The sequence below is a fragment of the Wolbachia endosymbiont (group A) of Yponomeuta plumbellus genome, assembly GCF_947251575.1.
Classification (GTDB): domain Bacteria; phylum Pseudomonadota; class Alphaproteobacteria; order Rickettsiales; family Anaplasmataceae; genus Wolbachia; species Wolbachia pipientis.
Map to the genome: position 1 here is coordinate 639,098 of NZ_OX366353.1, position 22,111 is coordinate 661,208.

At 35.2% G+C, this 22,111-nt stretch carries 19 protein-coding genes, 3 tRNA genes, 1 rRNA gene and 2 pseudogenes; 15 read left to right on the top strand and 10 right to left on the bottom strand.

Annotated elements, in window-relative coordinates:
* Positions 1–18: 18 nt before the first annotated feature.
* The 5 genes and pseudogenes from OPR39_RS07450 to OPR39_RS03265 all read right to left on the bottom strand — a co-directional run bounded on the left by OPR39_RS07450 (position 19) and on the right by OPR39_RS03265 (position 5,079).
* A pseudogene (locus OPR39_RS07450) lies at positions 19–1,309 on the bottom strand (sugar phosphate nucleotidyltransferase).
* A gap of 112 nt (positions 1,310–1,421) precedes the next feature.
* On the bottom strand, positions 1,422–2,660 hold the full coding sequence (locus OPR39_RS03250) for a hypothetical protein (RefSeq protein ID WP_141456696.1): 1,239 nt from the start codon (positions 2,658–2,660) through the stop codon (positions 1,422–1,424).
* A gap of 84 nt (positions 2,661–2,744) precedes the next feature.
* Positions 2,745–3,101, bottom strand: a complete 357-nt coding sequence (sdhD, locus tag OPR39_RS03255; protein ID WP_010963113.1) for a succinate dehydrogenase, hydrophobic membrane anchor protein — start codon at positions 3,099–3,101, stop codon at positions 2,745–2,747.
* On the bottom strand, positions 3,098–3,475 hold the full coding sequence (gene sdhC, locus OPR39_RS03260) for a succinate dehydrogenase, cytochrome b556 subunit (RefSeq protein WP_015589453.1): 378 nt from the start codon (positions 3,473–3,475) through the stop codon (positions 3,098–3,100). The genes sdhD and sdhC overlap by 4 nt, the downstream gene beginning before the upstream one ends.
* Positions 3,476–3,575: 100 nt before the next feature.
* Positions 3,576–5,079: ribosomal RNA gene (locus OPR39_RS03265) — 16S ribosomal RNA — on the bottom strand.
* Positions 5,080–5,232: 153 nt separating this feature from the next.
* On the opposite strand from OPR39_RS03265, the gene OPR39_RS03270 reads away from it, so the two are divergent.
* Both OPR39_RS03270 and OPR39_RS07455 read left to right on the top strand, forming a co-directional pair.
* Complete coding sequence (locus OPR39_RS03270) at positions 5,233–5,847, top strand: hypothetical protein (protein ID WP_265039072.1); 615 nt, start codon at positions 5,233–5,235, stop codon at positions 5,845–5,847.
* Positions 5,848–6,555: 708 nt separating this feature from the next.
* Positions 6,556–7,496: pseudogene (locus OPR39_RS07455) on the top strand (IS5 family transposase).
* 117 nt (positions 7,497–7,613) lie between these two features.
* On the opposite strand, the gene OPR39_RS03290 reads toward OPR39_RS07455, so the two are convergent.
* The 3 genes from OPR39_RS03290 to OPR39_RS03300 form a co-directional block, all read right to left on the bottom strand.
* Positions 7,614–8,465, bottom strand: coding sequence for a ParB/RepB/Spo0J family partition protein (locus tag OPR39_RS03290; protein WP_006279814.1), 852 nt, complete (start codon positions 8,463–8,465; stop codon positions 7,614–7,616).
* Positions 8,462–9,304 (bottom strand): ParA family protein, encoded by an 843-nt coding sequence (locus tag OPR39_RS03295; RefSeq protein WP_265039076.1) that lies wholly within the window; start codon positions 9,302–9,304, stop codon positions 8,462–8,464. Before OPR39_RS03295 ends, OPR39_RS03290 begins: the two co-directional genes overlap by 4 nt.
* Before the next feature lie 90 nt (positions 9,305–9,394).
* Positions 9,395–11,878: a response regulator gene (locus OPR39_RS03300; RefSeq protein ID WP_265039078.1), complete on the bottom strand. Its 2,484-nt coding sequence runs from the start codon at positions 11,876–11,878 to the stop codon at positions 9,395–9,397.
* Positions 11,879–12,038: 160 nt separating this feature from the next.
* Here OPR39_RS03300 and hemF point away from each other — a divergent pair, with 160 nt between their 5' ends.
* The 8 genes from hemF to sucD all read left to right on the top strand — a co-directional run bounded on the left by hemF (position 12,039) and on the right by sucD (position 17,759).
* Positions 12,039–12,863 carry an oxygen-dependent coproporphyrinogen oxidase gene (hemF, locus tag OPR39_RS03305; protein ID WP_015589449.1) on the top strand — a complete coding sequence of 275 codons (825 nt, stop codon included), beginning with the start codon at positions 12,039–12,041 and terminating at the stop codon, positions 12,861–12,863.
* Positions 12,864–12,944: 81 nt separating this feature from the next.
* Positions 12,945–14,153, top strand: a complete 1,209-nt coding sequence (locus tag OPR39_RS03310; RefSeq protein ID WP_265039080.1) for an ankyrin repeat domain-containing protein — start codon at positions 12,945–12,947, stop codon at positions 14,151–14,153.
* 68 nt (positions 14,154–14,221) lie between these two features.
* A tRNA-Glu gene (locus OPR39_RS03315) sits at positions 14,222–14,293 on the top strand.
* A 28-nt stretch (positions 14,294–14,321) separates the two neighbouring features.
* Positions 14,322–15,008, top strand: a complete 687-nt coding sequence (locus OPR39_RS03320) for a 16S rRNA (uracil(1498)-N(3))-methyltransferase (protein WP_015589447.1) — start codon at positions 14,322–14,324, stop codon at positions 15,006–15,008.
* 209 nt (positions 15,009–15,217) lie between these two features.
* Positions 15,218–15,291: transfer RNA gene (locus tag OPR39_RS03325), tRNA-Pro, on the top strand.
* A 199-nt stretch (positions 15,292–15,490) separates the two neighbouring features.
* Entirely contained in the window at positions 15,491–15,691 is a 201-nt protein-coding gene (gene rpsU, locus OPR39_RS03330; protein WP_006279819.1) for a 30S ribosomal protein S21, read from the top strand.
* 37 nt (positions 15,692–15,728) lie between these two features.
* Positions 15,729–16,880 (top strand): ADP-forming succinate--CoA ligase subunit beta, encoded by a 1,152-nt coding sequence (gene sucC / locus OPR39_RS03335; RefSeq protein ID WP_015589445.1) that lies wholly within the window; start codon positions 15,729–15,731, stop codon positions 16,878–16,880.
* Between the two features lie 3 nt (positions 16,881–16,883).
* Positions 16,884–17,759 carry a succinate--CoA ligase subunit alpha gene (gene sucD, locus OPR39_RS03340; protein WP_015589444.1) on the top strand — a complete coding sequence of 292 codons (876 nt, stop codon included), beginning with the start codon at positions 16,884–16,886 and terminating at the stop codon, positions 17,757–17,759.
* A gap of 8 nt (positions 17,760–17,767) precedes the next feature.
* Here the strand turns inward: sucD and dapF are convergent, their stop codons facing one another.
* Both dapF and OPR39_RS03350 read right to left on the bottom strand, forming a co-directional pair.
* Positions 17,768–18,556, bottom strand: a complete 789-nt coding sequence (gene dapF, locus OPR39_RS03345) for a diaminopimelate epimerase (protein WP_006279822.1) — start codon at positions 18,554–18,556, stop codon at positions 17,768–17,770.
* A complete protein-coding gene (locus tag OPR39_RS03350; RefSeq protein ID WP_265039082.1) occupies positions 18,537–19,124 on the bottom strand; it encodes a nitroreductase family protein in 588 nt (195 codons plus the stop codon). Before OPR39_RS03350 ends, dapF begins: the two co-directional genes overlap by 20 nt.
* 85 nt (positions 19,125–19,209) lie before the next feature.
* Between OPR39_RS03350 and OPR39_RS03355 the strand changes: the two genes are divergently transcribed.
* From OPR39_RS03355 to OPR39_RS03375, 5 genes are all read left to right on the top strand, one after another.
* A complete protein-coding gene (locus OPR39_RS03355; RefSeq protein ID WP_015589442.1) occupies positions 19,210–19,737 on the top strand; it encodes a biotin transporter BioY in 528 nt (175 codons plus the stop codon).
* Positions 19,734–20,123 carry a DUF1284 domain-containing protein gene (locus tag OPR39_RS03360; RefSeq protein WP_006279825.1) on the top strand — a complete coding sequence of 130 codons (390 nt, stop codon included), beginning with the start codon at positions 19,734–19,736 and terminating at the stop codon, positions 20,121–20,123. Before OPR39_RS03355 ends, OPR39_RS03360 begins: the two co-directional genes overlap by 4 nt.
* Before the next feature lie 168 nt (positions 20,124–20,291).
* A complete protein-coding gene (locus tag OPR39_RS03365; protein ID WP_174516848.1) occupies positions 20,292–21,167 on the top strand; it encodes a tetratricopeptide repeat protein in 876 nt (291 codons plus the stop codon).
* A 515-nt stretch (positions 21,168–21,682) separates the two neighbouring features.
* Positions 21,683–21,991 (top strand): hypothetical protein, encoded by a 309-nt coding sequence (locus OPR39_RS03370; RefSeq protein ID WP_265039084.1) that lies wholly within the window; start codon positions 21,683–21,685, stop codon positions 21,989–21,991.
* A gap of 14 nt (positions 21,992–22,005) precedes the next feature.
* Positions 22,006–22,078 (top strand) — tRNA-Val (locus OPR39_RS03375).
* Positions 22,079–22,111 lie beyond the last annotated feature (33 nt).

Here is a 22,111-nt window from a genome sequence, read left to right on the forward strand (position 1 = left end):
ATCTTTAACATTAGAATTTCAAAATCTTCCATATACATCATCCAACCTCACTATATCATTATCAGATAAATGCTCTCCTATCTGAAATTCAACTATTTCAAGTGGAGAGCTTATGCTTCTATTTTCAATCCTATGGGAAACTTCCCTTGGGATTTCTATCATATGGTCTTTTGCTATAGCATATTCTTTGTCTTCTAAACTAACATACCCAACTCCTGATAGCACTATATGGTATTCATCTCTATAGTGATGGAATTGCTTAGAAGTGCAGCTTAATGGATTTATAAAAAGATATTTTATAAGAAAATTTTCGCTCATTAAAATTATACTACAAAATCCCCATGGTTTAACTTCTTTCCTTATCACCTTTACTTTCTTAACTTTATGAATAAATGAAATTAGACTTTTGTTTGGTTGCTTACAAGCTCCACCCAATAAATTTTTATTACTTTTTGTCGTTGAAACTGGTTCTTTTTCTCTAATCACATGCTGAAATGACACCGGTTCTTTACTAAACTTCTCACTCAATTCTAAAACTGAATTCCAAGTTCCAACATCCAACCAATCGAAATTAGCTTCTATCATTGCAACGTTTTTTGCTTTCTCCATCACCAAGTAATCAATGGATATGCCTTCAATTCCTGCAAAATCTCGTTGTTTTAAATACAGAAATCTCTCTTGCGGTGTGAAATATTTAAAACATAAATTGTAAAGATTCGGGGGCAGATTTTTTAATCTCATCTATGTAGCGTTTTGCTTTAAACACAAATATTCCAGAGTTCCAATAATGATCGTTACTTAACTTACGCTCGGGCTTTTCTGTAAAATCTTTCACTATATGACATTTTTCTTTCTGATCATATACTGCATTTATATAGCCGTATTCAGAATTGAATTCATGAGGCTTAACCCCAAAAGTGACTATAGAGTTAGTTTCAGAGGCTAACTTAGACGCTTTTTGAGTAGAAGCATAAAAACTATTCAAATCACCTATAAAATGGTCTGAAGGCAGAATTAACATTGTCTCGTTTTCATTGCAGAGAAGTGCAGCAATTAATATTGCCGCTGTTGTTCCAATTTTCACTGGTTCGAAAATCACTTTATATTCTTGCAGTGCATGCAATTCCTCCATCACTAATGACTCGTACTGTATATTTGTAGCAATTATGGGCGGCATATAATCGCTTTTTAGCCTCAACAAAGTGTTGTGAAACATAGTGTTCTGACTAAATATTTTCTGAAATTGCTTTGGCTTAGATAAAGGCCAAAGTCTGCTACCACTACCACCACACAATATTACAGGGCGCATTTAGTTAAGATATTAATTAAATAATTAATATCTTATACTGAGGGCAAAATACATGCAAGTTTTTGTTGTGGAATAGTTAATAAAGAAAGTAAATGTTGATTTAAAGTAATTGCTAATGAGAGTGATCATGTGTAGCGCCTTGCCCTTGCTGTGAATTTCTTCTATTTTGTAATTCCTCAACATGACCTTTTCTTTTATCACTTAATATTTCATTACCCTTATTTTGTTCTTCCTCAGGACTCTTTAGTATTTCATTACTCTTGCTAACTTCTTTATCATCCCCTTGTTTCTTTGGCCTTCTAGCGTTAAGCTCATCCCATGTGCCCACTAGTGAATCACGATTCCCATGATCCGGCTTTAGCCTTTCTTCACCTTTAATAACATTAAAGTCACTTTTTGCTTCTTCCAAACATCCTTTCAGTTGGTGTTTCCACATGGTGTAGTAAGCATCACCATATTTTTTCTCATTTGCTACAAACAATAAAATTGGAGCCTTAAGTATAGTAGCTCCCATATTCACTAAATTTTTTATTGCCATTGCAGGAGTAAATAAAAGATAACCAAAAGACTTTGCAATTGGGTTTTGTTCGCTTATTAAATACTTCCCTAACTTTATAGGAAGAGAAGTCAACAATTTAGTACAAACTTTAGCCAAGCTTGTAGCAAAAACGATAGGAACAGATATAAGACTTTTATCTAGCTCTAGATTACCATTCTGATCTCTAATTTCTGAAAAATGGGTGCTTAGCTTTTTGTCATCACTAGTGTATAATAATTCTCCATTTCTTCCTTTTTCATCAACAACTTCCTGAACTTTACCTTCTTTATTTTTCACCTCTTTAGTTAGCACAGAAGAGTTAGTTAATTCAAACGGATATTGAGGATTCTTAGTTTTTTGAGCTTCGAAAATTGGCGCGTGTTTTTTCAAATCCATTCTCGAAAAGCCTAATGGCTCAAAGTATGACTTATTTAACCAATCTATAGGAATTTGCTTACCCTGATTGTCTATATAATTGATAGTAAAATAAGATCTATCATTATCTTCATTTTTGGGAACTAAAGATAATCTGAAACTTGGTTGTTTTCTATTCTCATCTTTTTGACCATACAAAAGTTTATAGGTTGGATTTTTATCTTTATCTAGTATAGCATTTCCATGCATATCCCTGTTTTCTATGATTTTAGCAGACTGTACAATTTGATCATAATTTTTTGGATACTGGCATTTCCTTCCATCATACATCATTACCTTTCTAAGGTCTTCGACGTAAACTTGAGATTCAGGTGAAGTAAGCAGACCTTTTGCTTTAAGTGTAAGATCTATTGCTCCCTTTTTTAATGCTTCAAACATATTGTCAAACCAAAATCGCTATAATGCTATAGTTCAATAATAAAACTAGTACACTAATAATATATTAACACAGCACCGGTGATTTTACAAGAAAATATGCCTGTAGAAGATAAAGATTGTAAAAGCGAGGGTTATATAAGTAATGCTTGATAAGTACTTTATGCATGTAATTGTAAAAATCCTCAAAGGTACGCTGTGTATATAATCTTCGCATACTACCTGCATTCCAAGAACTGCGTGCCAAAAAATGCAAAACAACAATACAACAAAAAATAAAAGCTCTAGAGGGTGATTAATAAATTTTTCACTAAAAGACAAAGAGCTATCAGTATAAAATGTGCAAGAAAATGAATAGATAAACCAAGGAAACAGGAACAGTAAAATTACCGCAGAAACACGCTGAACCCACCAATGATGTACTGAATTTCCAGACTGACTCATATAAACATAAATAAAAAAGCCATAGTAGAAAGAAGTAGCGTTACTGTCAGCAGTATAGCACCCCTTGAAACGCCAGTAATTTCTAAATTAAGCCCAACATCCCACAATAAATGACGAATACCATTAAGAAAATGATATACAAAACTTATAAAACATAAGACATAAGCTAATTTAGCAACAGGAGTGAATAATAATGCATTTAAGTACCTTACTATAAGTAACTCAGGAAAGTAAACATGTAATATGAAATACCAAGAAAGTATCATTAATAAAAGGAATAGCAAGATACCAGTCAATCTATGCATAATAGAGAAAAAACTAGTAACTTGTACTTTATATATTTGTAAATGTGGAGAAAGAGGTCTATCACTCATAAAATTCCGTTATCGGGAAATTAAAATAAAGTAGAAGTAAAGACAGCAGTATAGCACATAACAACACCATCATTAAAAATGGTAAATTATGTGCAAAGCCTAAGGAGGTAATCCAGCTGCAGATTCCCCTACTGCTACCTTGTTACGACTTCACCCCAGTCACCGATCCCACTTTAAATAACTCCCTCCTTGCGGTTAGGTCGTTAGCTTCGAGTGAAACCAATTCCCATGGCGTGACGGGCAGTGTGTACAAGACCCGAGAACGTATTCACCGTGGCGTGCTGATCCACGATTACTAGCGATTCCAACTTCATGCACTCGAGTTGCAGAGTACAATCCGAACTGAGATGGCTTTTAAGGGATTAGCTTAGCCTCGCGACTTTGCAGCCCATTGTAGCCACCATTGTAGCACGTGTGTAGCCCACTCCATAAGGGCCATGATGACTTGACATCATCCCCACCTTCCTCCAGTTTATCACTGGCAGTTTCCTTAAAGTCCCCAGCATTACCTGATGGTAACTAAGGATGAGGGTTGCGCTCGTTGCGGGACTTAACCCAACATCTCACGACACGAGCTGACGACAGCCATGCAACACCTGTGTGAAACCCGGCCGAACCGACCCTATCCCTTCGAATAGGTATAATTTCCATGTCAAGGAGTGGTAAGGTTTTTCGCGTTGCATCGAATTAAACCACATGCTCCACCGCTTGTGCGGGTCCCCGTCAATTCCTTTGAGTTTTAATCTTGCGACCGTAGTCCCCAGGCGGAATGTTTACGCGTTAGCTGTAATACAGAAAGTAAAACTTCCCATATTTAACATTCATCGTTTACAGCGTGGACTACCAGGGTATCTAATCCTGTTTGCTCCCCACGCCTTCGCGCCTCAGCGTCAGATTTGAACCAGATAGACGCCTTCGCCACTGGTGTTCCTCCTAATATTTACGAATTTCACCTCTACACTAGGAATTCCTCTATCCTCTTTCAATCTCTAGATTAGCAGTTTTAAAAGCAATTCCAAGGTTGAGCCTTGGGATTTCACTTTTAACTTACTAATCCGCCTACGCGCCCTTTACGCCCAATAATTCCGAATAACGCTAGCCCTCTCCGTATTACCGCGGCTGCTGGCACGGAGTTAGCCAGGACTTCTTCTGTGAGTACCGTCATTATCTTCCTCACTAAAAGAGCTTTACAACCCAAAGGCCTTCTTCACTCATGCGGCATGGCTGGATCAGGCTTTCGCCCATTGTCCAATATTCCCCACTGCTGCCTCCCGTAGGAGTCTGGACCGTATCTCAGTTCCAGTGTGGCTGATCATCCTCTCAGATCAGCTATAGATCATTGCCTTGGTAGGCTATTACTCCACCAACTAGCTAATCTAATATAGGCTCATCTAATAGCAATAAATTTTTCCCCCGTAGGGCGTATACGGTATTAGTTGCCGTTTCCAACAATTATTCCGTACTACTAGGTAGATTCCTATACATTACTCACCCGTCTGCCACTAAGTTATACCATAGCAGGCTACAATATAACTCCGTTCGACTTGCATGTGTTAGGCCTGCCGCCAGCGTTCATTCTGAGCCAGGATCAAACTCTCAAATTTAGACTTCAACCTATAAAAGGTTGAGGGTATATCGGATAAATCCGACAAAAAATAATTTAGCTTAATACTGCTGTCTTTATTTCTACTTTAGAAATATTTTAATCTCCAACTATTCAAACAACTTTAAGAATATTATTATGTGATATAATCACTATGTCAATATGTTTTTGCAAATCAAAAGCATTAATGTATAAATATATAACTATTTGGAATATTACCATGAAAAAATACATCTTTCTGCTTGCAATCGCGCCAATGTTAGTTGGCATCACATTATACTTATTGCGCAACATTGATAACACAAAACAATCTATAACTGCAGGTGACAAGTTTTACGAAGTATTATTCTTAAAAAAAGATAATAAGCCGCTGCTAGAAGAAATAGATTCAAATTGGGAGTATTTAGCAAATTTTGAACGCGCATTCAATCATATCTCAGATTCAATGCCAACAGACACAGCATCTATTTATAATGATTTGGCAGATGATAAAGATGCTCCTAATGTTTTGCGTGAGTTAGCACAATATTTAGAAGTAATGAGCTTACTTCACTCCAACGGTGAAAAAATAAATAAAGATAAAATTGATAATTTAGAATCAAGTGCAGTGTATCCTTATTCAAGCCAAGAAGCTATTGCTGTAGTAAAGATACACAATAACGACGTTAAGGGTGCAACTGAAATATTGCGTTCCCTATTAAATGATAGAAAATGCCCTATCCTAATCAAAGCTAATGCACAAGAATTACTCAGGATATATGGGAGTTAACTCATTGGACTTTTTGCATAGCTTTTGGCAGCGCATCGGATGAAACGAAAAAACTTCCTTGACACCCTTCGCCAGCCCCCTTATCATAACAGTGAAGCTATTGTATTTGCTTTCGCCAATCTGCAGATTAAAAGGTAAGGATTACTTAATGTATCGGCGTCTTATGTTCAATTTTTTGCAGTATATAGATACTGTATGTCTTTACAAAACTTCATCTACATCTAGATTTTTATCTAAATAAGCTGAACGCGCTTATAAAGCGTTACAAGACATCAAAAAATGCCAATACTCGACAGAGATAGTAAAAGACTAGCTAACTCGGGGATTCTTTGTCTTTTTTTCTGCTTAGTAAATTTCTTAAACATTTGCAGCGTAAGTTAGTTGCAATTAAAAGCGGCTGAATCTCGCTTGTCAAGCGTTTAAAACATAAAAAACGCCAATATTTTAAAGCAGATAATAACCCCAGGGCTTCTTTTGCCTTTTTTTTATTTGGTAAATTTCTTAATATTTATGGCTAAACGACAATCGTCATCCCGCTACTTGTTAGCAGATACCGCGGCGGTATGACGTAGAAGTTATACTTTTATGCTTACCAACTTAATAAAATTCCTGATCCCAGTGGGCTTTGTTGCATCGCTCAAGTGAAAAGAACTGGCAGTTACTGACAAAATTCATTATAAATAGCCATTTAACTGTTGAAGAAAAAATATGCCACAAAAAATGAGAGTCAGTAACTGCCATGAATATAACAAATTTCTCCAAGAAAGAGGAAGCATTTTTTGTTATATCAATGACGCCATAGAAAATTGGTACGAGAATTGTCCAAAAATGCAGGGCGGCAACTATATTTATAGTGATAAAGTTGTGATTTTGGTGCATATAATCGTCAGTTTCTTTAGAATTGGTTTAAGACAAACAGTCGGGTTTATAAAAGGGTATTTGCAACAAATAGGAAGAGATTTGGCAGTTATCAGCTATTCACAAGCATCAAGAAGGTTTAAGAAACTTAATATTAAGATAAATGATTGCAGAAAATAATATGGAAGACATCGAAATTGCTATAGACAGTACAGGAATTAGTATATACAACAACACTCCTGGTCATAGCAAAGAAAATAGCGAAGATAGAAAGTATCGCAGCTATGAACAGACAAGAAAATTGCATGTAATGTTGAATACAAACAGCAAAAAAGCCATAGCTGTAAAATACAGTAACGGCTGATCACTATGGAGCTTGTGATTTGCTAAAAGAAGTCGATTTTCAGCATGCCATAAAAGCACTATATGCAGATAGAGCATGTGATAGGCACAAGTTTTATAAGTTGTGTAACGAATATGATATAAAGACAAAAATTCCACCAATAAACAATGCGGCAGAACATCCAGAAATAGATTATATGTCTGACAGGAATGCTGCTATTAGGTTAATAAAATTATACGGTGAAGATGGCATGAAAGAATGGAAAAAAGAAGTAAATTATGGGAAAAGATCTTATATTGAAGGGTTTTTCTCAAGATTAAAGCAAATATTCGGATTTAGTTTTAGGAATAAATCTGAGATAAATCGAGAAAAAGAACTGCCAATCAAATGCTATTTGCTTAATAAATTCACTGATATTGGTATGGCTAAATTTGAGATAGTTACATGAATTTACCATAAATCACCATCTCATAAAGTGTGATGCAACAAAGCCATCCCAGTGTCATGCTACTTGGATGACACCAACAGTTGATATTGGTTTGTTGCTTTGCTAGCCAACTACTAGCTATGCCTCAAGTTTCCTATTCAAAATTTTCAATATCAAATCCAATTCATTTGGATTATCATACCGTATCATAACTTTACCCTTAGAATTGTTGTCATTAATTTTGATCTTTAAACCAAGTTGAGAAGATATAGCGCCTTCTATTACTGTCATATCTTGATTTCTAGTATATCTCTGCTCTTTTTGATTGTTGTTTTGATGTAGGTCCTTTATCAGTTTTTCAGTTTGTCTAACGCTTAAGCCCTGAGAAACTATTTTTTCTGCAATACTTTCCGCATTTTCAACATTAATCAACGCTCTTGCATGACCCATAGACAATTTTTTCTCATTGATCATTGTTTTCACCCTATCAGGGAGCAACAACATCCGAATCATATTGGTTATGTGGCTGCGGCTTTTGCCTATAGCTGAAGCTAATTCCTCATGTGTATAGAAAAACTCATCTATCAGTTTTCTGTAAGCTTCACCTTCCTCTATTGGATTAATATCTTGCCTTTGTATGTTTTCAATAATGGATACTTCCAAGCATTCCTTGTCGCTCAGATCTTTTATGATAACCGGTGCACTATCAAGATTTGCAATCTTGCTTGCTCGCCAACGACGTTCTCCAGCTATTATTTCATAACCATCATCATTTGAATCTTTGCGTACCACGATAGGCTGTATAATGCCACTTTTCTTTATCGAATTTGCAAGTTCTCTTAATGACTCCTCGTCAAAATGTTTCCTCGGTTGAAATTTGCTTGGGTGCAGTAATGAAATAGGCAAATGCTCTTGTCGATCTTCTTTATTATCATAATTATCGCCTATGAGGCCGGCAAGACCTCTGCCGAGGCGTCTATCATCCTTCATACTACGCCCTCGCTTACTAGTTTCTTCTCCTTACAACTGCTCGCGTGCTTTTTTAAAATTTCCCTTGCCAAACTTATATATGCTTGTGCACCAGGACACTTAAGATCATACACAATAGCGGGTTTTCCATGAGAAGGCGCTTCTGATAACCGTACGTTACGTGGAATAACAGTCTCATACAATGGGATGATAGTTTTGTATACTTTATCATTTAAATACTGGCAAATATCGTTTTTAATCTGTTCACTGAGTTTGTTGCGCCTGTCATACATTGTTAACACTATCCCTTCTATTGCCAAAAAAGGGTTTAGGTTATTTCTTTTTATCAGCTCTACAGTTTTAACTAAATGGCTTAATCCCTCCAAAGCAAAAAATTCACACTGAAGAGGGACAATAATAGAATTAGCAGCAGTCAAAGCATTTATGGTTAGAAGCCCAAGTGATGGAGGGCAATCGATGATTATATACTCATAATTATCGCGTATCTTCTCTAATGCGCTTTTTAGCACAAATTTTCCTCGCTCAAGTTGCGATAATTCAATTTCTGCAGCTGATAAATCAACTACTGACGAAATTAGTGATAAATTTGGAATTTCCTTTATATTGAAAATTGCCGATCCTATCAATTTATTTTCGCTGCTTAGTAGTATTTTGTATATATTTTTTTCTTCCCTACTACGATAAGAAATCCCGAGCCCGGTGCTAGCATTTCCTTGAGGATCAAGATCTACCAATAAAGTGCTTTTTCCCACAGCAGCAAAGGCTGTCGATAAATTTATACTAGTTGTGGTTTTGCCAACTCCACCCTTTTGATTTACTATTGCAATAATCTTGCTCACGCCTTTTATCTTATGTATAAAATAATTCTATTGTATATATGCAAGAAACTTTTGCATTAGAAAATTTTTTTGTTGTTAGCCACACTAAAATTAGACTGTCTTTTTTGCTTTGTGTAAAACACTTTGAACCTTGTTTCCTAATTCATTCAGAGTGAATGGTTTTGGCAAAAAGTGAAAATCTTCTATATTGATGTCATCACTCTTTAAAAAAGCATCTTCTGCATACCCAGAAATAAAAATAACGTTGATATTTGGCCTATGGATCAATGCTTCTTTAACTATTTCTGGGCCGCTCACCTCTGGCATGATTACATCAGTGATTATAAGATCTATGTGTTGACTTTTTTTACTGATTATTTCTAGCGCCTCGCTGCCTATGCTTGCTTCTATTACATCAAATCCTTTTCTTTTGAGTGCTTTAGAGATGAATTCCCTTACTGAATCTTCATCTTCGATTAATAAAATTATACCATTACCTTTAATTTCACTTACTACCGGTTTTTCTGTTTCTTCACTATCTTCCTCTCTATCATTTTCATCTGATATGTAAACCATGGGCAAAAATATGCTAAATTTAGTTCCATGATTTACTTTGCTAGCAACATAGATGTATCCTTCAGTTTGTTTAATAATGCCATATACAGTAGAGAGGCCAAGACCTGTACCAGAGGTAATATCTTTGGTAGAAAAAAATGGATCAAAGATCTTTTCAGTTGTATCACTCGTCATTCCACATCCAGTATCAATTACTTCAATCACAACATAATTTCCATGTTCAATCGCTTCCTTGTCTGGAGAAAACATATCCTGAGGTGTAGAATTTAATGAGTCAATCTTTTGATTAAAGGTTCGTATAGTTAATTCTCCGCCCTTTTCCATAGCAGCACTAGCATTGACTGCTAAGTTAAGTATAACTTGCTCTAATTGCCCTTGATCAGCCCTAACAGCACCCAAGTCTCTACCATAATAAATATTAAATTTTATATTTTCACCTATTAATCTTTTTATCATTTCATAAAGATTAGCTATAGTATTATTTACATCAATAATTTTTGGCTGCAAGGTCTGTCTTCTTGAGAAAGCAAGCAATTGTCTTACTAAATTTGATCCACGCTTTGCATTTTGCTGTATCTGTATTATATCTCCAAAAGATGGGTCACCAGCTGAGTGTTGGAGTAAAAGCAAATCGCAAAATCCTATTATCCCAGTCAATATATTGTTGAAATCATGCGCAATACCACCTGCTAACTGCCCTATAGCTTGCATCTTTTGATAATGCTCAAGCTTTATCTCTAGGTTTTTGTGTTCAGTATTGTCAATAAAATAACAAAGTATGAAGATCATTTTATTATGAAGAAACTTATTGAAATATATTTTTATGTTATTACCGCCGTTGAGCTGTACATCAAAGGACGCATTATTTATTCTATTACTCGAAAAATATTCACGTATTTTCACATGATAACTATCCAATATCAATGTAAAGATTGAATTATTATCTGACCCTGCAAGCTTTATTAGTGCCGTATTTTTCTTTACAAAGTTGCCGTTTATGTCACATTGTGCAATAGCAATTGATGAATTTGCAAAACAAGGGTGTAATTGATAATCAACAAGATTTGATTCGGTTGGTGTTATAAAGCCATATATATAGCTATGGTTGTATTTATCACAAAATATAGCAGTGCTCATATAAGCCTTGAATGGAATACCACTTATAGTAAAAAACAAAATTTCATTATCGGTTATTGTATTGTTATACTTAGATTGAGATATAAAATCACTGATTGAGCTACCTTTTTCCAGTTTTTTCAGTTCAAATATGTCTAAAAATCTTTTATTTACAGATAAAATCACTCCTTTGGCATTTGCAATGTAAGTTCCTATACTGTGTTTTTCTATTAACTCTTCATATATCTGCTCCTTGTTTATCTGTGTTGCTTTTAACACAAAATACCCATCTGGCCTTGCTATTGGCACTAATGATAAATTTAAAATCTTATTACTATTTATAGCAATTTGGGGATTATCTGGTATTGGCTCAAAGAGCAAAAGAAAGTTAGATACTCTATTCTTCTTGTTTAAGGAAATGCATACCTGTACAGAAGAGTTATTTTTTAGTGCATGATAGAGTACTTTTTTGTCTGCTTCTGAAACATCTCCTATTTCAAGAATCTTGCCTAACGTAATGTCATCATCTATTATATGATCTTTAAACCTTTCGTAGAACCTTGCATCAGCATAAATAACACCCTCATCTTTATGTAAAATAAGGTAAAATTCTGTATTATGATTTAGTGCATTTGCAAATATTGCATTTTGAAATTCTATAGTATTAAGTAGGTATCTGTAGCGTTTTACATTATACATCATAAAGAGAGTTGTTAGAATGCTAACTAATAAATTAATCTCTATATTAATATGCTGACTATATATATCAAAAAAGTAGAGTATCGATATTGCTACTGGAGGTAAGAGTATAATAACTGCCATCACAACAATTGACATTCCATAATTTCTTAGTATGAAGTCAACCCTGTTCTCTTTTTTGTTATCTATGTATCTTTTACTCATTATTGTTACTTGGCATTGTTGTACATACGAAAATGTTTTATTATATTGATTTAATTATTATAGATTTATTAACGTCTTTGATAGATAATTATCATCCAAATCTAATTAAGTTCCTTAAATATCAGATATAACAATGTTAATAAGCTAGCGAGAGGGTATTATGGAAAAACAAAGAACACAAGCATTTAAATGGTTCTGTGCACTAAGAGATAAGATCATAGAATCTTTCTTATTAATTGAAAAACAATCATCCGCAGAGCCAAAGATCGAAAAGAGAAAGTGGGATCGCCCAGGTGGTGGAGGTGGTGAATCTACAATTATTTTTGGTAATGTTTTTGAAAAAGTTGGAGTAAACGTTTCAAAAGTACACGGAAAATTTGCAGATTCAGCCATCAATGAAATTCCTGGTGCAAGTGAAAGTAACGGAGAGTTCTGGGCAAGCGGTATATCTTTAGTGTCTCATATGCAATCGCCCCTTATCCCTGCAGCGCATATGAACACAAGGCTGATATATACTTCAAAACAATGGTTTGGTGGAGGAATGGATTTTACGCCAATATATAGAAATGAAGAAGATTGCAAGTATATTCATGAATCAATCAAAATGACATGTGATAGATTTGACACCGGATATTATCCAAAATTTAAAGAGCAATGTGACAATTATTTTTTCTTACAACACAGAAAAGAGCCACGTGGCATTGGTGGCATTTTCTATGATAATCTGAGTTCTGGCAACTGGGAAAACGATTTTGAGTTCACAAAAGCAGTAGGTGAAGCCTTTTTGGAAATTTATTCGCACGTCATACGTAAACATATGCAAAAATCTTGGACAAAAGAACAACGAGAAAATCAATTAATAAAACGTGGCAGATATGTAGAATTCAATCTGTTATACGATCGTGGCACAAGGTTTGGTTTAATGACGGACGGCAATCCAGATGCAATTATGATGTCAATGCCACCACTTGTTAAGTGGTTATAGAGAGCTGCTATTAGTAGAAAATAAATCATCATAGTTTAAAATTGCACCATGATAGTGAGCTTTTATATAGGGGGTATAATCATGGGCATAATAGATAATTTTTTAATTAAATCTGTCAAAAACAATGACATAAAAGGTGTTAAACTGACTCTAATTCTCTATGATGCATTAAATAGTTTTAGAAAATTCTTTTCAAAGACTATGTCTCTCAAGAATACAGGATCATTTGATATAAATAATAATCAAGCTTTAAATCAGGCTTTAGGACATGCTACAGATCACAAAATAATGGAATTGCTGATTAATCGTGGAGCTGATATCCACTCAATAGATGAGAATGGAAAGAATGTTATAATTCGTGTTATTGAGAGTTTAGCAGAATCAAAAAATCTAAAATTGGATAGTGAGAAAAACTTACCAGCAGAGATAATTCTTCACCCCACAGTTTCCTTTTTACTAGGAAAAGGCGCAGAGTATTATTCTACAGATGATTTGAATGTTGAAGCTATACAACAAAAACCTCCTAGAACCTCTGAATATGAGCCAATAACTATGTACGCTGAGGTGAACAACAATGTAATACCACCTCAAAAACCTTCTAGAACTTTTGAGTATAAGCCAAAGAGCACTAATTATGATGCTTTGCCTTCAAAAGAGCCAATTTACGCTGAGGTGTATGATGCTAAGGTTAGTAACTCATTAGGGGAGAATGGTTATTTGAGTGTATCAGAAGAATCTATTTATGCTGAAATATATGATTCACATAAAAAATCCACTGAAAATTTATCATTGGAAGATAGTGGTTATTTGAGTATATCAGAAGAACCTATTTATTGCACTATAGATGATCTTTCAGAACAAAAGCCTGCTAGCCTAAAACAGAAAGAGCCAGAACAGTCGTCAGAACCTATTTATGCTAGGGTAGATTTGTCCAAGAAAAGAGCAGAAAGAAAAGCAAAAGACATAAAAGCTAATTCTGGAACTTGCCATGGGTTAGTGCAAGATAAAGTGAATGATTGGCAAGTGAAGCTAAATGAGCTAAGTGCTAATAAGTCGATAAGTCAGCAACAGACTAATGATCAAAAAATTAAGACCAAGGCTGGCTTTAGTGTAGAAGAAATAAGGCAGAAATATGAGCGTAGAGATTCTGGCTACGATTCTGGCTATGATTCCGATACAAAAGTTGAACAACAATTAGAATTAGCTCCTAAATCTGAGATAGGTTCAGTGAGTATTGAGCATGGAGTAATAGGAGGCTGTCGATATAAGATTACTGATATATCCCTCTAACTATGTGATTCAAAATAATTGAATTGACTTTATATATGTAATCGATATAACCTAGTTAGATTCAAGTTGACTCTTTCGTCTAGTGGTTAGGACACCACCCTTTCACGGTGGTAACACGGGTTCAAATCCCGTAAGAGTCACTCAAATAGAATATAATTAAAGTTTTAAATGGGAAAAATTAGGCTTTATGTTGAAGAAGCTTTATCACAAGGCGTGAGTTTAGCACTTAATCCACAACAAAGTCACTATATTTGCAATGTAATGCGGCTTAAGAAGTATGATAATCTCTCTCTTTTTAATGGAAAAGATGGAGAATGGTTAGGAGAAGTAGTTAATATATCGCGTAAATTGACAAAAATTACACTCAAAGAATGTGCCAAACAACAGCAATATGAGGAAAATTTATACCTGTATTGTGCCATGGTAAAAAGTGCTGCTTTGAACAACATAGTAAGACAGGCAACTGAAATGGGAATAACTTGCATTCAATTTATTTCAACGGAACGTACAGTAGTAAAAAACATTAACCTAAGTAGAGCAAAATTACAAGCAATCGAAGCAGCGGAACAATCCGGTAGGATGAGTATACCAGAGATTTTGCCTCCTATTAACTTTTGCGAATTACCTGATTCCCAGAGTAAAAATTTTGTTTTATGTGATGAAACAGGTAAAGCTGATAAAGTGCTGAAAGGTAAGAAAAATGTTGCTATTATTGTTGGCCCTGAAGGTGGTTTTTCATCTTATGAACTTGATCTTGCCGATAAGTTTTGTCAAAAATTGAGTCTAGGAAAAAGAATTTTAAGAGTCGATACCGCTGTGGTTGCTGCACTAACTTTCACCAATTGGTGTAGCTAGATTTTTAAATATGGCTAAGATAAAGAAATCTGGTTCAGTGTTGCGCGCACAAAAACCCTGTAGACTTTCTACGAAGCAGTCTGTTGTTAAAGAGGAGCTAATAAAAAACATATTCTAAGATAATATTAAATCTCATATTATATTTTTTCTAAAGTAAACAAATGAATCTTGCATTTTGCCTGAGTTATTGATACTCTGAGTAAAGAAGTCGGGGCGTAGCGCAGCCTGGTAGCGCATTTGGTTTGGGACCAAAGGGTCGGGAGTTCAAATCTCTCCGCCCCGATGTTAGTATAATTGTAAGAACGCTGTAACATAAGAGTAATCTCCATCAGTAAGCAAGTAGCTGACACTGGAATGACATTATTCACCATGTAAATTATGGCATATTACATTTTAACGCTCAAGTTTATAAAATAATTGACAATGTTAATTTTCTAATTTATAAATAGATTTTGAAATGATTACCGAAGGAGGTATAGAGTTTGATAGAAGTATCAGTCCATTATGGTGATGTAGACAGAGCTCTTCCAGTATTGAAAAAAACAATTCAAAAGGAAGGAAGAGGGTTGAAAATGAAAAAACAATATCATGAAAAAAAATCAGAAAAAAGAGCTAAAAAGAAAGCTGAAGCTAAAAAAAAGAGGTACCAACAAGAGTGCAGAAGGCAGCGTTATGGTTGGTAGTTTGTACTCAGGTTAATAGTTTATCATTGGTTATTTTATGAATATTCACGAATATCAAGCGAAAGAAGTTTTGCATAAATTTAATGTCCCGGTGCCAAAAGGTTTTGTTGCTACATCTGCGGAAGAAGTAAAGACTCAAGTAAGTCAATTAAAATCTGACGTGTTTGTAGTTAAAGCTCAAATTCATGCAGGTGGTAGGGGTAAAGCCGGTGGCGTAAAGCTAGCAAAGTCAGTTGAAGAAGCTCAACAGTTTGTAAAGGACATGATTGGTATGACTTTAGTTACTCATCAAACAGGGCCAAGCGGGCAGCAAGTAAGAAAAGTGTACGTTGAAGAAGGCTCAAGCATTAAGAAAGAGTATTATTTAAGCCTGGTAATCGACCCGAAGCTCAGTAGGCCAATATTCATATTTTCCTCAGAAGGTGGAATGGACATTGAAGAAGTGGCGAAAAATTCTCCTGCAAAAATTGTGAAATTTGATATTGATTCTGCTACAAGTTTTGATAGCAGCAAGTTAAGCAGCAGTTTTGATTTGAGTCCAGAACAAATAGAAAAGATATCGAACATTGCAAAAAAAATATATGATGCGTTTATTGCAACTGACGCGAGCCAAATTGAAATTAATCCACTGGTTGAAACAAATTCTGGAGATTTTATTGCGCTCGATGCGAAAATTAATTTCGATGACAATGCTTTATATCGTCACCCAGAAATTATGGAACTTCGTGATTATGATGAAGAAGTGAAAGAAGAGATAGAGGCTTCAAAATATGGGCTCAGTTACATCAAAATGGATGGCAGTATTGGTTGCATGGTAAACGGTGCAGGTCTTGCTATGGCAACAATGGATATAATAAAATACTACGGAGCAGAGCCTGCTAACTTTTTGGATGTTGGTGGTGGAGCGAGTAAAGAAACTGTAACTGAAGCATTTAAAATCATATTGTCTGATAGCAACGTAAAAGGAATTCTGGTTAACATATTTGGTGGTATAATGCGTTGCGATATTATCGCAAGTGGAATTGTTGCGGCTGCAAAAGAAATGAGCATTAAAGTTCCTCTAGTGGTTAGATTATCAGGTACTAATTTTGAAGAAGGAAAAAAAATCTTAGAAGAGTCAGGATTAAATATTATTGCTGCAGATGAACTGGGTGATGCTGCACAAAAGATAGTAAAAGAGGTAAAATAAAGCATGTCCGTTTTAGTAAACAAAGATACAAGATTAATATGCCAGGGTTTTACTGGTGCACAAGGCACATTTCATTCAGAGCAAGCAATTGATTACGGAACGAAAATGGTGGGAGGTGTAACTCCTGGAAAGGGTGGTAGCACTCACCTTAATTTACCGGTTTTTAATACTGTAGCAGAAGCCAAAGAAAAAACCGGTGCAAATGCTACAGTTATATATGTACCTGCTAAATTTGCTGCTGCTGCAATACTTGAAGCAATAGATGCAAAAATAGAATTGATAATTTGTATTACAGAGGGCATTCCTATACTTGATATGGTGAAAGTTAAGCGTGCGCTTATCGGCTCAAAAAGTCGATTGATTGGTCCCAACTGTCCGGGAATTATTACACCTGAAGAATGCAAAATAGGAATTATGCCTGGCCATATCCATAAGCGTGGACACATAGGAATTATGTCTCGCTCCGGAACTTTAACTTACGAGGCAGTAGCACAAACAACCGCTGTTGGTCTTGGTCAATCCACGTGTATCGGAATTGGGGGGGATCCAATTCATGGTATGACATTTGTCGACTGTATGGAGCTCTTTTTAAAAGATGACGATACTCATGGTATTGTAGTTATTGGTGAAATAGGTGGAAACGAAGAAGAAGATGTATCACATTTTGTGAAAACAGAAAAAACTAAAAAGCCAATCGTTGGTTTTGTAGCAGGCCAAACGGCACCTCCAGGAAGACGTATGGGACACGCTGGAGCAATCATCTCCTCCAGCGGTGGAAGTGCTGGTGCAAAACTAGAAGTTATGCGGAGTGCCGGGATTGCAATTGCTGAAACCCCTGCAGTAATTGGTAAGAAGGTATTGGAAGTAATGCATCACTAGAATTAGGGTCACAAAAACCCTATATCACCGGTCATGAATACGTTATTTGCCCATTCGATTAATAACTTGCCTCCTGGTAAATTTACTGAAGTCTGTTGGGCAACCAGATATCCACGTAGTGTGGATGCAACAAGTGCTGCACAGGCTGCACTACCGCATGATGCAGTAATGCCTGTACCTCTTTCCCAAACTCTTAAAGCTATTTCTCCAGACTTTTCAACTTGTGCAATACTAACATTAATTTTCCGAGGAAATAATGCGTGATTTTCTAGCTTTGGTCCTAAATTTCGCAATGGTATTTCACTTATGTTATCAACAAAAAAAACTATGTGAGGATTGCCAATATTTACTGCAACAGGATCTTTTAGCATTTCAAGCTCTATAGGTAAGTGAAGAGTGTCACACTCAGTAGACAAGGGAATTTCATGCCATTTTAGCAAAGGTTTACCCATGTTAACCTTTATGGATTTATCACCCACTTTAAAACACTCTAAAATGCGTTTGCTTGTTAGCTCAATAATGGAGTATTCAGCACCTTTTTCTGACATTATCAAATATCCAACACAGCGTGCTGCGTTTCCGCACATTTCAGCTCGACTGCCATCAGCATTATAGATATGCATAAAACAGTCTGCAGCATTAGACATTGTTATAATTATCACTTGATCACAACTGCTTTGATCAGCAATTTGTCTATGGTTCCAGTCTAAATTGTTTGTTGAACGTGAGTCTATGATAACGAAATTGTTACCAGTGCCGTGCATTTTGATAAAATTTTCAGAATTTTGGCCACTCATCATAAAAAAATATTTCTTCTATTGGTCTTCTTTTCTTCTTACTTGTTTCAGCACCCTCTTCTTCGTAACCAACCGCTATCACTGACATTACGTTAAAGTCATTGGGTATATTGAACTCTTTCACTATTTTATCTCTATCAAATCCACCCATTTGATGGGCCATTAAGTTCATAACTGCAGCTTGTAACATAAGTCCATAATTTGCTGCACCAGTATCATGATTAGCCCAAAGATTTTCTCCTTTACCTTGTTTACGGAAGTTTTTAGCACTTAAAGATATGATTAACACTTGTGCATCTTTTGCCCATTTTTGATTAGATTCATCAAGGCAATTTAGCAGCTTTTCCCATGCGCTTTGATTGTTCTGTTTGTTGCATATTACGTATCTCCAGGGTTCATCACCAAAACATGAGGGAGTCAGCCTTACAGCTTCCATTAAAATATCCATGTCTTCCTGAGATATTGCTCTTGTAGGATCGTATGAACGTCCGCTGTGTCCTGCTTTCATCAACGATAATAGATCTTGTTTACTCATCATTTTTAATTTAATAGTGCATAAATAATTCATTGTAGCACAATATAAGCAAAATTTAAATTGCAAAACCTCTCATACACATATATTACATTTAATAAGTTATTTTTATTGGGAAGGTATGTTTATAACACAATCTAGCAGCAGATCAACACTGGCTGAAATATTGTCTTGCGTTTTACTTTTATTCTTGATGGCTCAAATAAGCATACCATTGCAGCCTGTGCCTATCACATTGCAAACTTTAGGAGTAATGCTTATTGGGCTTAAATTTAACCGCAGAACAGCATTCTATTCTGTGCTTACATATCTATCACTTGGTGCAGCAGGATTGCCTGTTCTTGCGAATTTTTCTGGTGGTTATCACGCTCTTCTTGGACCAACCGGTGGATATTTAATTGGCTGTTTAGCTGCTGTTATGGTAATGAGCAAAGTAAATGAATTACTGAACTCTAAGTATAAATCATTTGTATGTAATTCTTTAAGTTGTCTGGCTGGTACAGTTGTAATCTTTATTTGTGGTGTTAGTTGGCTTGCTGTTTACTTGGGTCTGGGACAAGCAATAATGGTGGGTGTTTTACCATTTATCCTTCCTGGTTTGATAAAAATTTTTCTACTTGTAGCAGCTTTGCAATATTTGAAAAAATGATAAAATTTCGCCCTCATCATTTCATGTGCACCCTCGCGTTTCGGGGATATGGGTATTCTCAAGGTTTTGTAGAAAATTATAAAAGGATAGCAAGCAAAGTAATTAGTACTCAAATCGAAGTAGTTGGTAACCTTGATAATATCTGTAGTGCTTGTCCAAATCAGACTAAACAAGGTAAATGCACCACACAAGCTAAAGTTTTAGAGCTAGATAGAAGGCATATGGAAATTTTAGGAATTAAAATTGGCGAGACTTTAACTTGGAATGAGGCAGTAAAAAAGATTAGGGAGAAAATGTCTTTAAAGAAATTCGAGTACGCATGTGAGGGGTGCAACTGGCAGCCATATGGAATATGTAAAAATGCCCTTTTAAATCTACAAAGGTAGTTGACAAAATGTTAAGATAAATTGAAGCATTTTTGTGGAAATAAAGCGAAATATGGAAGACAAAAGATAAATGCATTCTGAAAAGCTACACAGCATGTTCGTCCCGCTAATTAATAATATCTTTATTATTGTATGAGATAGGTAATTTAGCATTTATGAATTTGTAATGTGTTACGCATAGCTCAAAGAAATAAGGTTTACTGGTTACACGCTGCAGCCAATGCCACAACACTAGGACCTATGTTTATCTGCATGTTAATTTGCGTTGTGATTTTATGGAGGTCTTCTGTTACCTATGCTAGTGAAAATTTGGAGATACAAAAGGCCTTCGATAGTGTTGTCAAGCATATAAAAGCTGATAAAAAATATAAAGATTTTGATGTTATTGAGAGAAAAAGTGACAAATTTAATATCAAAATTTCGCAGAATTCTGGCAAGAGTTTTGACATATACTCTACTTTAAAAAAAGCAAAAGATTCCTTTGAATCAGGAGATAATGAAGCAGCTATTTCTCTCCTTAATCAGATTATCGCAAAGTTTCCTTATCATAAAAATGCTTTAATTGGATTGGGAAATATTTATTACGCTAATAAAGAATACAAAAAAGCTGTAGAGATTTACACAAGACTGTTAAAAGAACACCCTAGTAACCCTTACATATTAAAAAATTTTCTGACGATAATCTCACAATATGATCCTGATCTGGCGTTGAGTGAAATGTTAAAATTGTATGATATACATAAAAATTATGCTCCTTTATTAGCAAATTTAGGTCTGATCTATATGAAAAAGGAGGATTATGTAAAAGGTAAAGAGTATATGATAACTGCTATTTCCCTCGATGAAAACAATATTTTTTATACTTATAATTTAGCTGTTATTCTAGATAAACTTTCAGATTTTCAAAATGCTACAATATTCTACTTAAAGTTGTTAAACATGGCTACAACTTCGAAAGATGTGAGTGAAAAAATACCTTTATACAAAGTGACAGCAAGACTAAAATTTATAAAACTTCACAGCACGCACCCAAAGATTTCATAAAAGCTTATAGCTTACCTAAAGCTAATTTATCGTATCTGTTCAAGGGAGTGGCTAATGTGCAAATATTGAAGCAAAGTGTGTGACACACAGCTGTACGAACATTTGTTTGCAAAGGTAATTTGCACAACAAATGCATAACTGTACGAACATTGTGATTTTGGCCCATCAGGAGGGTGTCATCCCAGTGCCTTGACTATGATGGCTTTGTTGCATCGCTACTTATGAAAGGCTAACTATAGTTAGGATTATAAGCAACTTATTGAAAATCTTGTTTTTTTTGCAATCAATCTGATCAAATTTAAGAATAGTAATTTGTTATTTATATTAATAAATTTAATTCTATTGAAAATAGCTAAAGCATTGAAATTCTTGAATTTTAGCCGGATTGGTAAATGGTAGTGAAATTTCTTTTACTCAAATTTAGGTATTCACTGACCGTTCTTGTTATAAATACCAGAATAATAAGCTACTGATATTCTCCACCTTTTTTTATCTTTAATCCATCATAGCTAGCGATGCAACAAAGCCATCATAGTCAAGGCACTGGAATGACAAAAAAAGGAGGCACTGGAACGACAAAGTGGAGTGTCTGCTTCTGTCATCCTATGATAGCTAAAAAGACCTGGTCACGCGCTGGAATGACACCATTCTTTTTTCTGGATCCCAGTGTCGGCTACTTGGATGACACCATTTATTGTAAGGGCTTACCTCACATTTACTCTATGATTATCTTTTTAGATCACCTTGTCTACCTATTTTGCCACTCTGCTGAACGGATACAATTTATTGCTATTTTTGTTTACAATAATAATATTGAGCTATAGAATTAGATCTAAAGGGGCAATTAGCTCAGCTGGTAGAGCATCTCGTTTACACCGAGGAGGTCGGCAGTTCAAGTCTGTCATTGCCCATTTGCTTAACTGAATGTTAGTATTATTAATTAC

Coding starts and splice junctions, on each gene's coding strand:
- OPR39_RS03250 (WP_141456696.1), bottom strand. CDS start 2,660: ATGTTTGAAGCATTAAAAAAGGGAGCAATAGATCTTACACTTAAAGCA.
- sdhD (WP_010963113.1), bottom strand. CDS start 3,101: ATGAGTCAGTCTGGAAATTCAGTACATCATTGGTGGGTTCAGCGTGTT.
- sdhC (WP_015589453.1), bottom strand. CDS start 3,475: ATGAGTGATAGACCTCTTTCTCCACATTTACAAATATATAAAGTACAA.
- OPR39_RS03270 (WP_265039072.1), top strand. CDS start 5,233: ATGTCAATATGTTTTTGCAAATCAAAAGCATTAATGTATAAATATATA.
- OPR39_RS03290 (WP_006279814.1), bottom strand. CDS start 8,465: ATGAAGGATGATAGACGCCTCGGCAGAGGTCTTGCCGGCCTCATAGGC.
- OPR39_RS03300 (WP_265039078.1), bottom strand. CDS start 11,878: ATGAGTAAAAGATACATAGATAACAAAAAAGAGAACAGGGTTGACTTC.
- hemF (WP_015589449.1), top strand. CDS start 12,039: ATGGAAAAACAAAGAACACAAGCATTTAAATGGTTCTGTGCACTAAGA.
- OPR39_RS03310 (WP_265039080.1), top strand. CDS start 12,945: ATGGGCATAATAGATAATTTTTTAATTAAATCTGTCAAAAACAATGAC.
- OPR39_RS03320 (WP_015589447.1), top strand. CDS start 14,322: ATGGGAAAAATTAGGCTTTATGTTGAAGAAGCTTTATCACAAGGCGTG.
- sucC (WP_015589445.1), top strand. CDS start 15,729: ATGAATATTCACGAATATCAAGCGAAAGAAGTTTTGCATAAATTTAAT.
- sucD (WP_015589444.1), top strand. CDS start 16,884: ATGTCCGTTTTAGTAAACAAAGATACAAGATTAATATGCCAGGGTTTT.
- dapF (WP_006279822.1), bottom strand. CDS start 18,556: ATGAGTGGCCAAAATTCTGAAAATTTTATCAAAATGCACGGCACTGGT.
- OPR39_RS03350 (WP_265039082.1), bottom strand. CDS start 19,124: ATGAATTATTTATGCACTATTAAATTAAAAATGATGAGTAAACAAGAT.
- OPR39_RS03355 (WP_015589442.1), top strand. CDS start 19,210: ATGTTTATAACACAATCTAGCAGCAGATCAACACTGGCTGAAATATTG.
- OPR39_RS03360 (WP_006279825.1), top strand. CDS start 19,734: ATGATAAAATTTCGCCCTCATCATTTCATGTGCACCCTCGCGTTTCGG.
- OPR39_RS03370 (WP_265039084.1), top strand. CDS start 21,683: ATGCAACAAAGCCATCATAGTCAAGGCACTGGAATGACAAAAAAAGGA.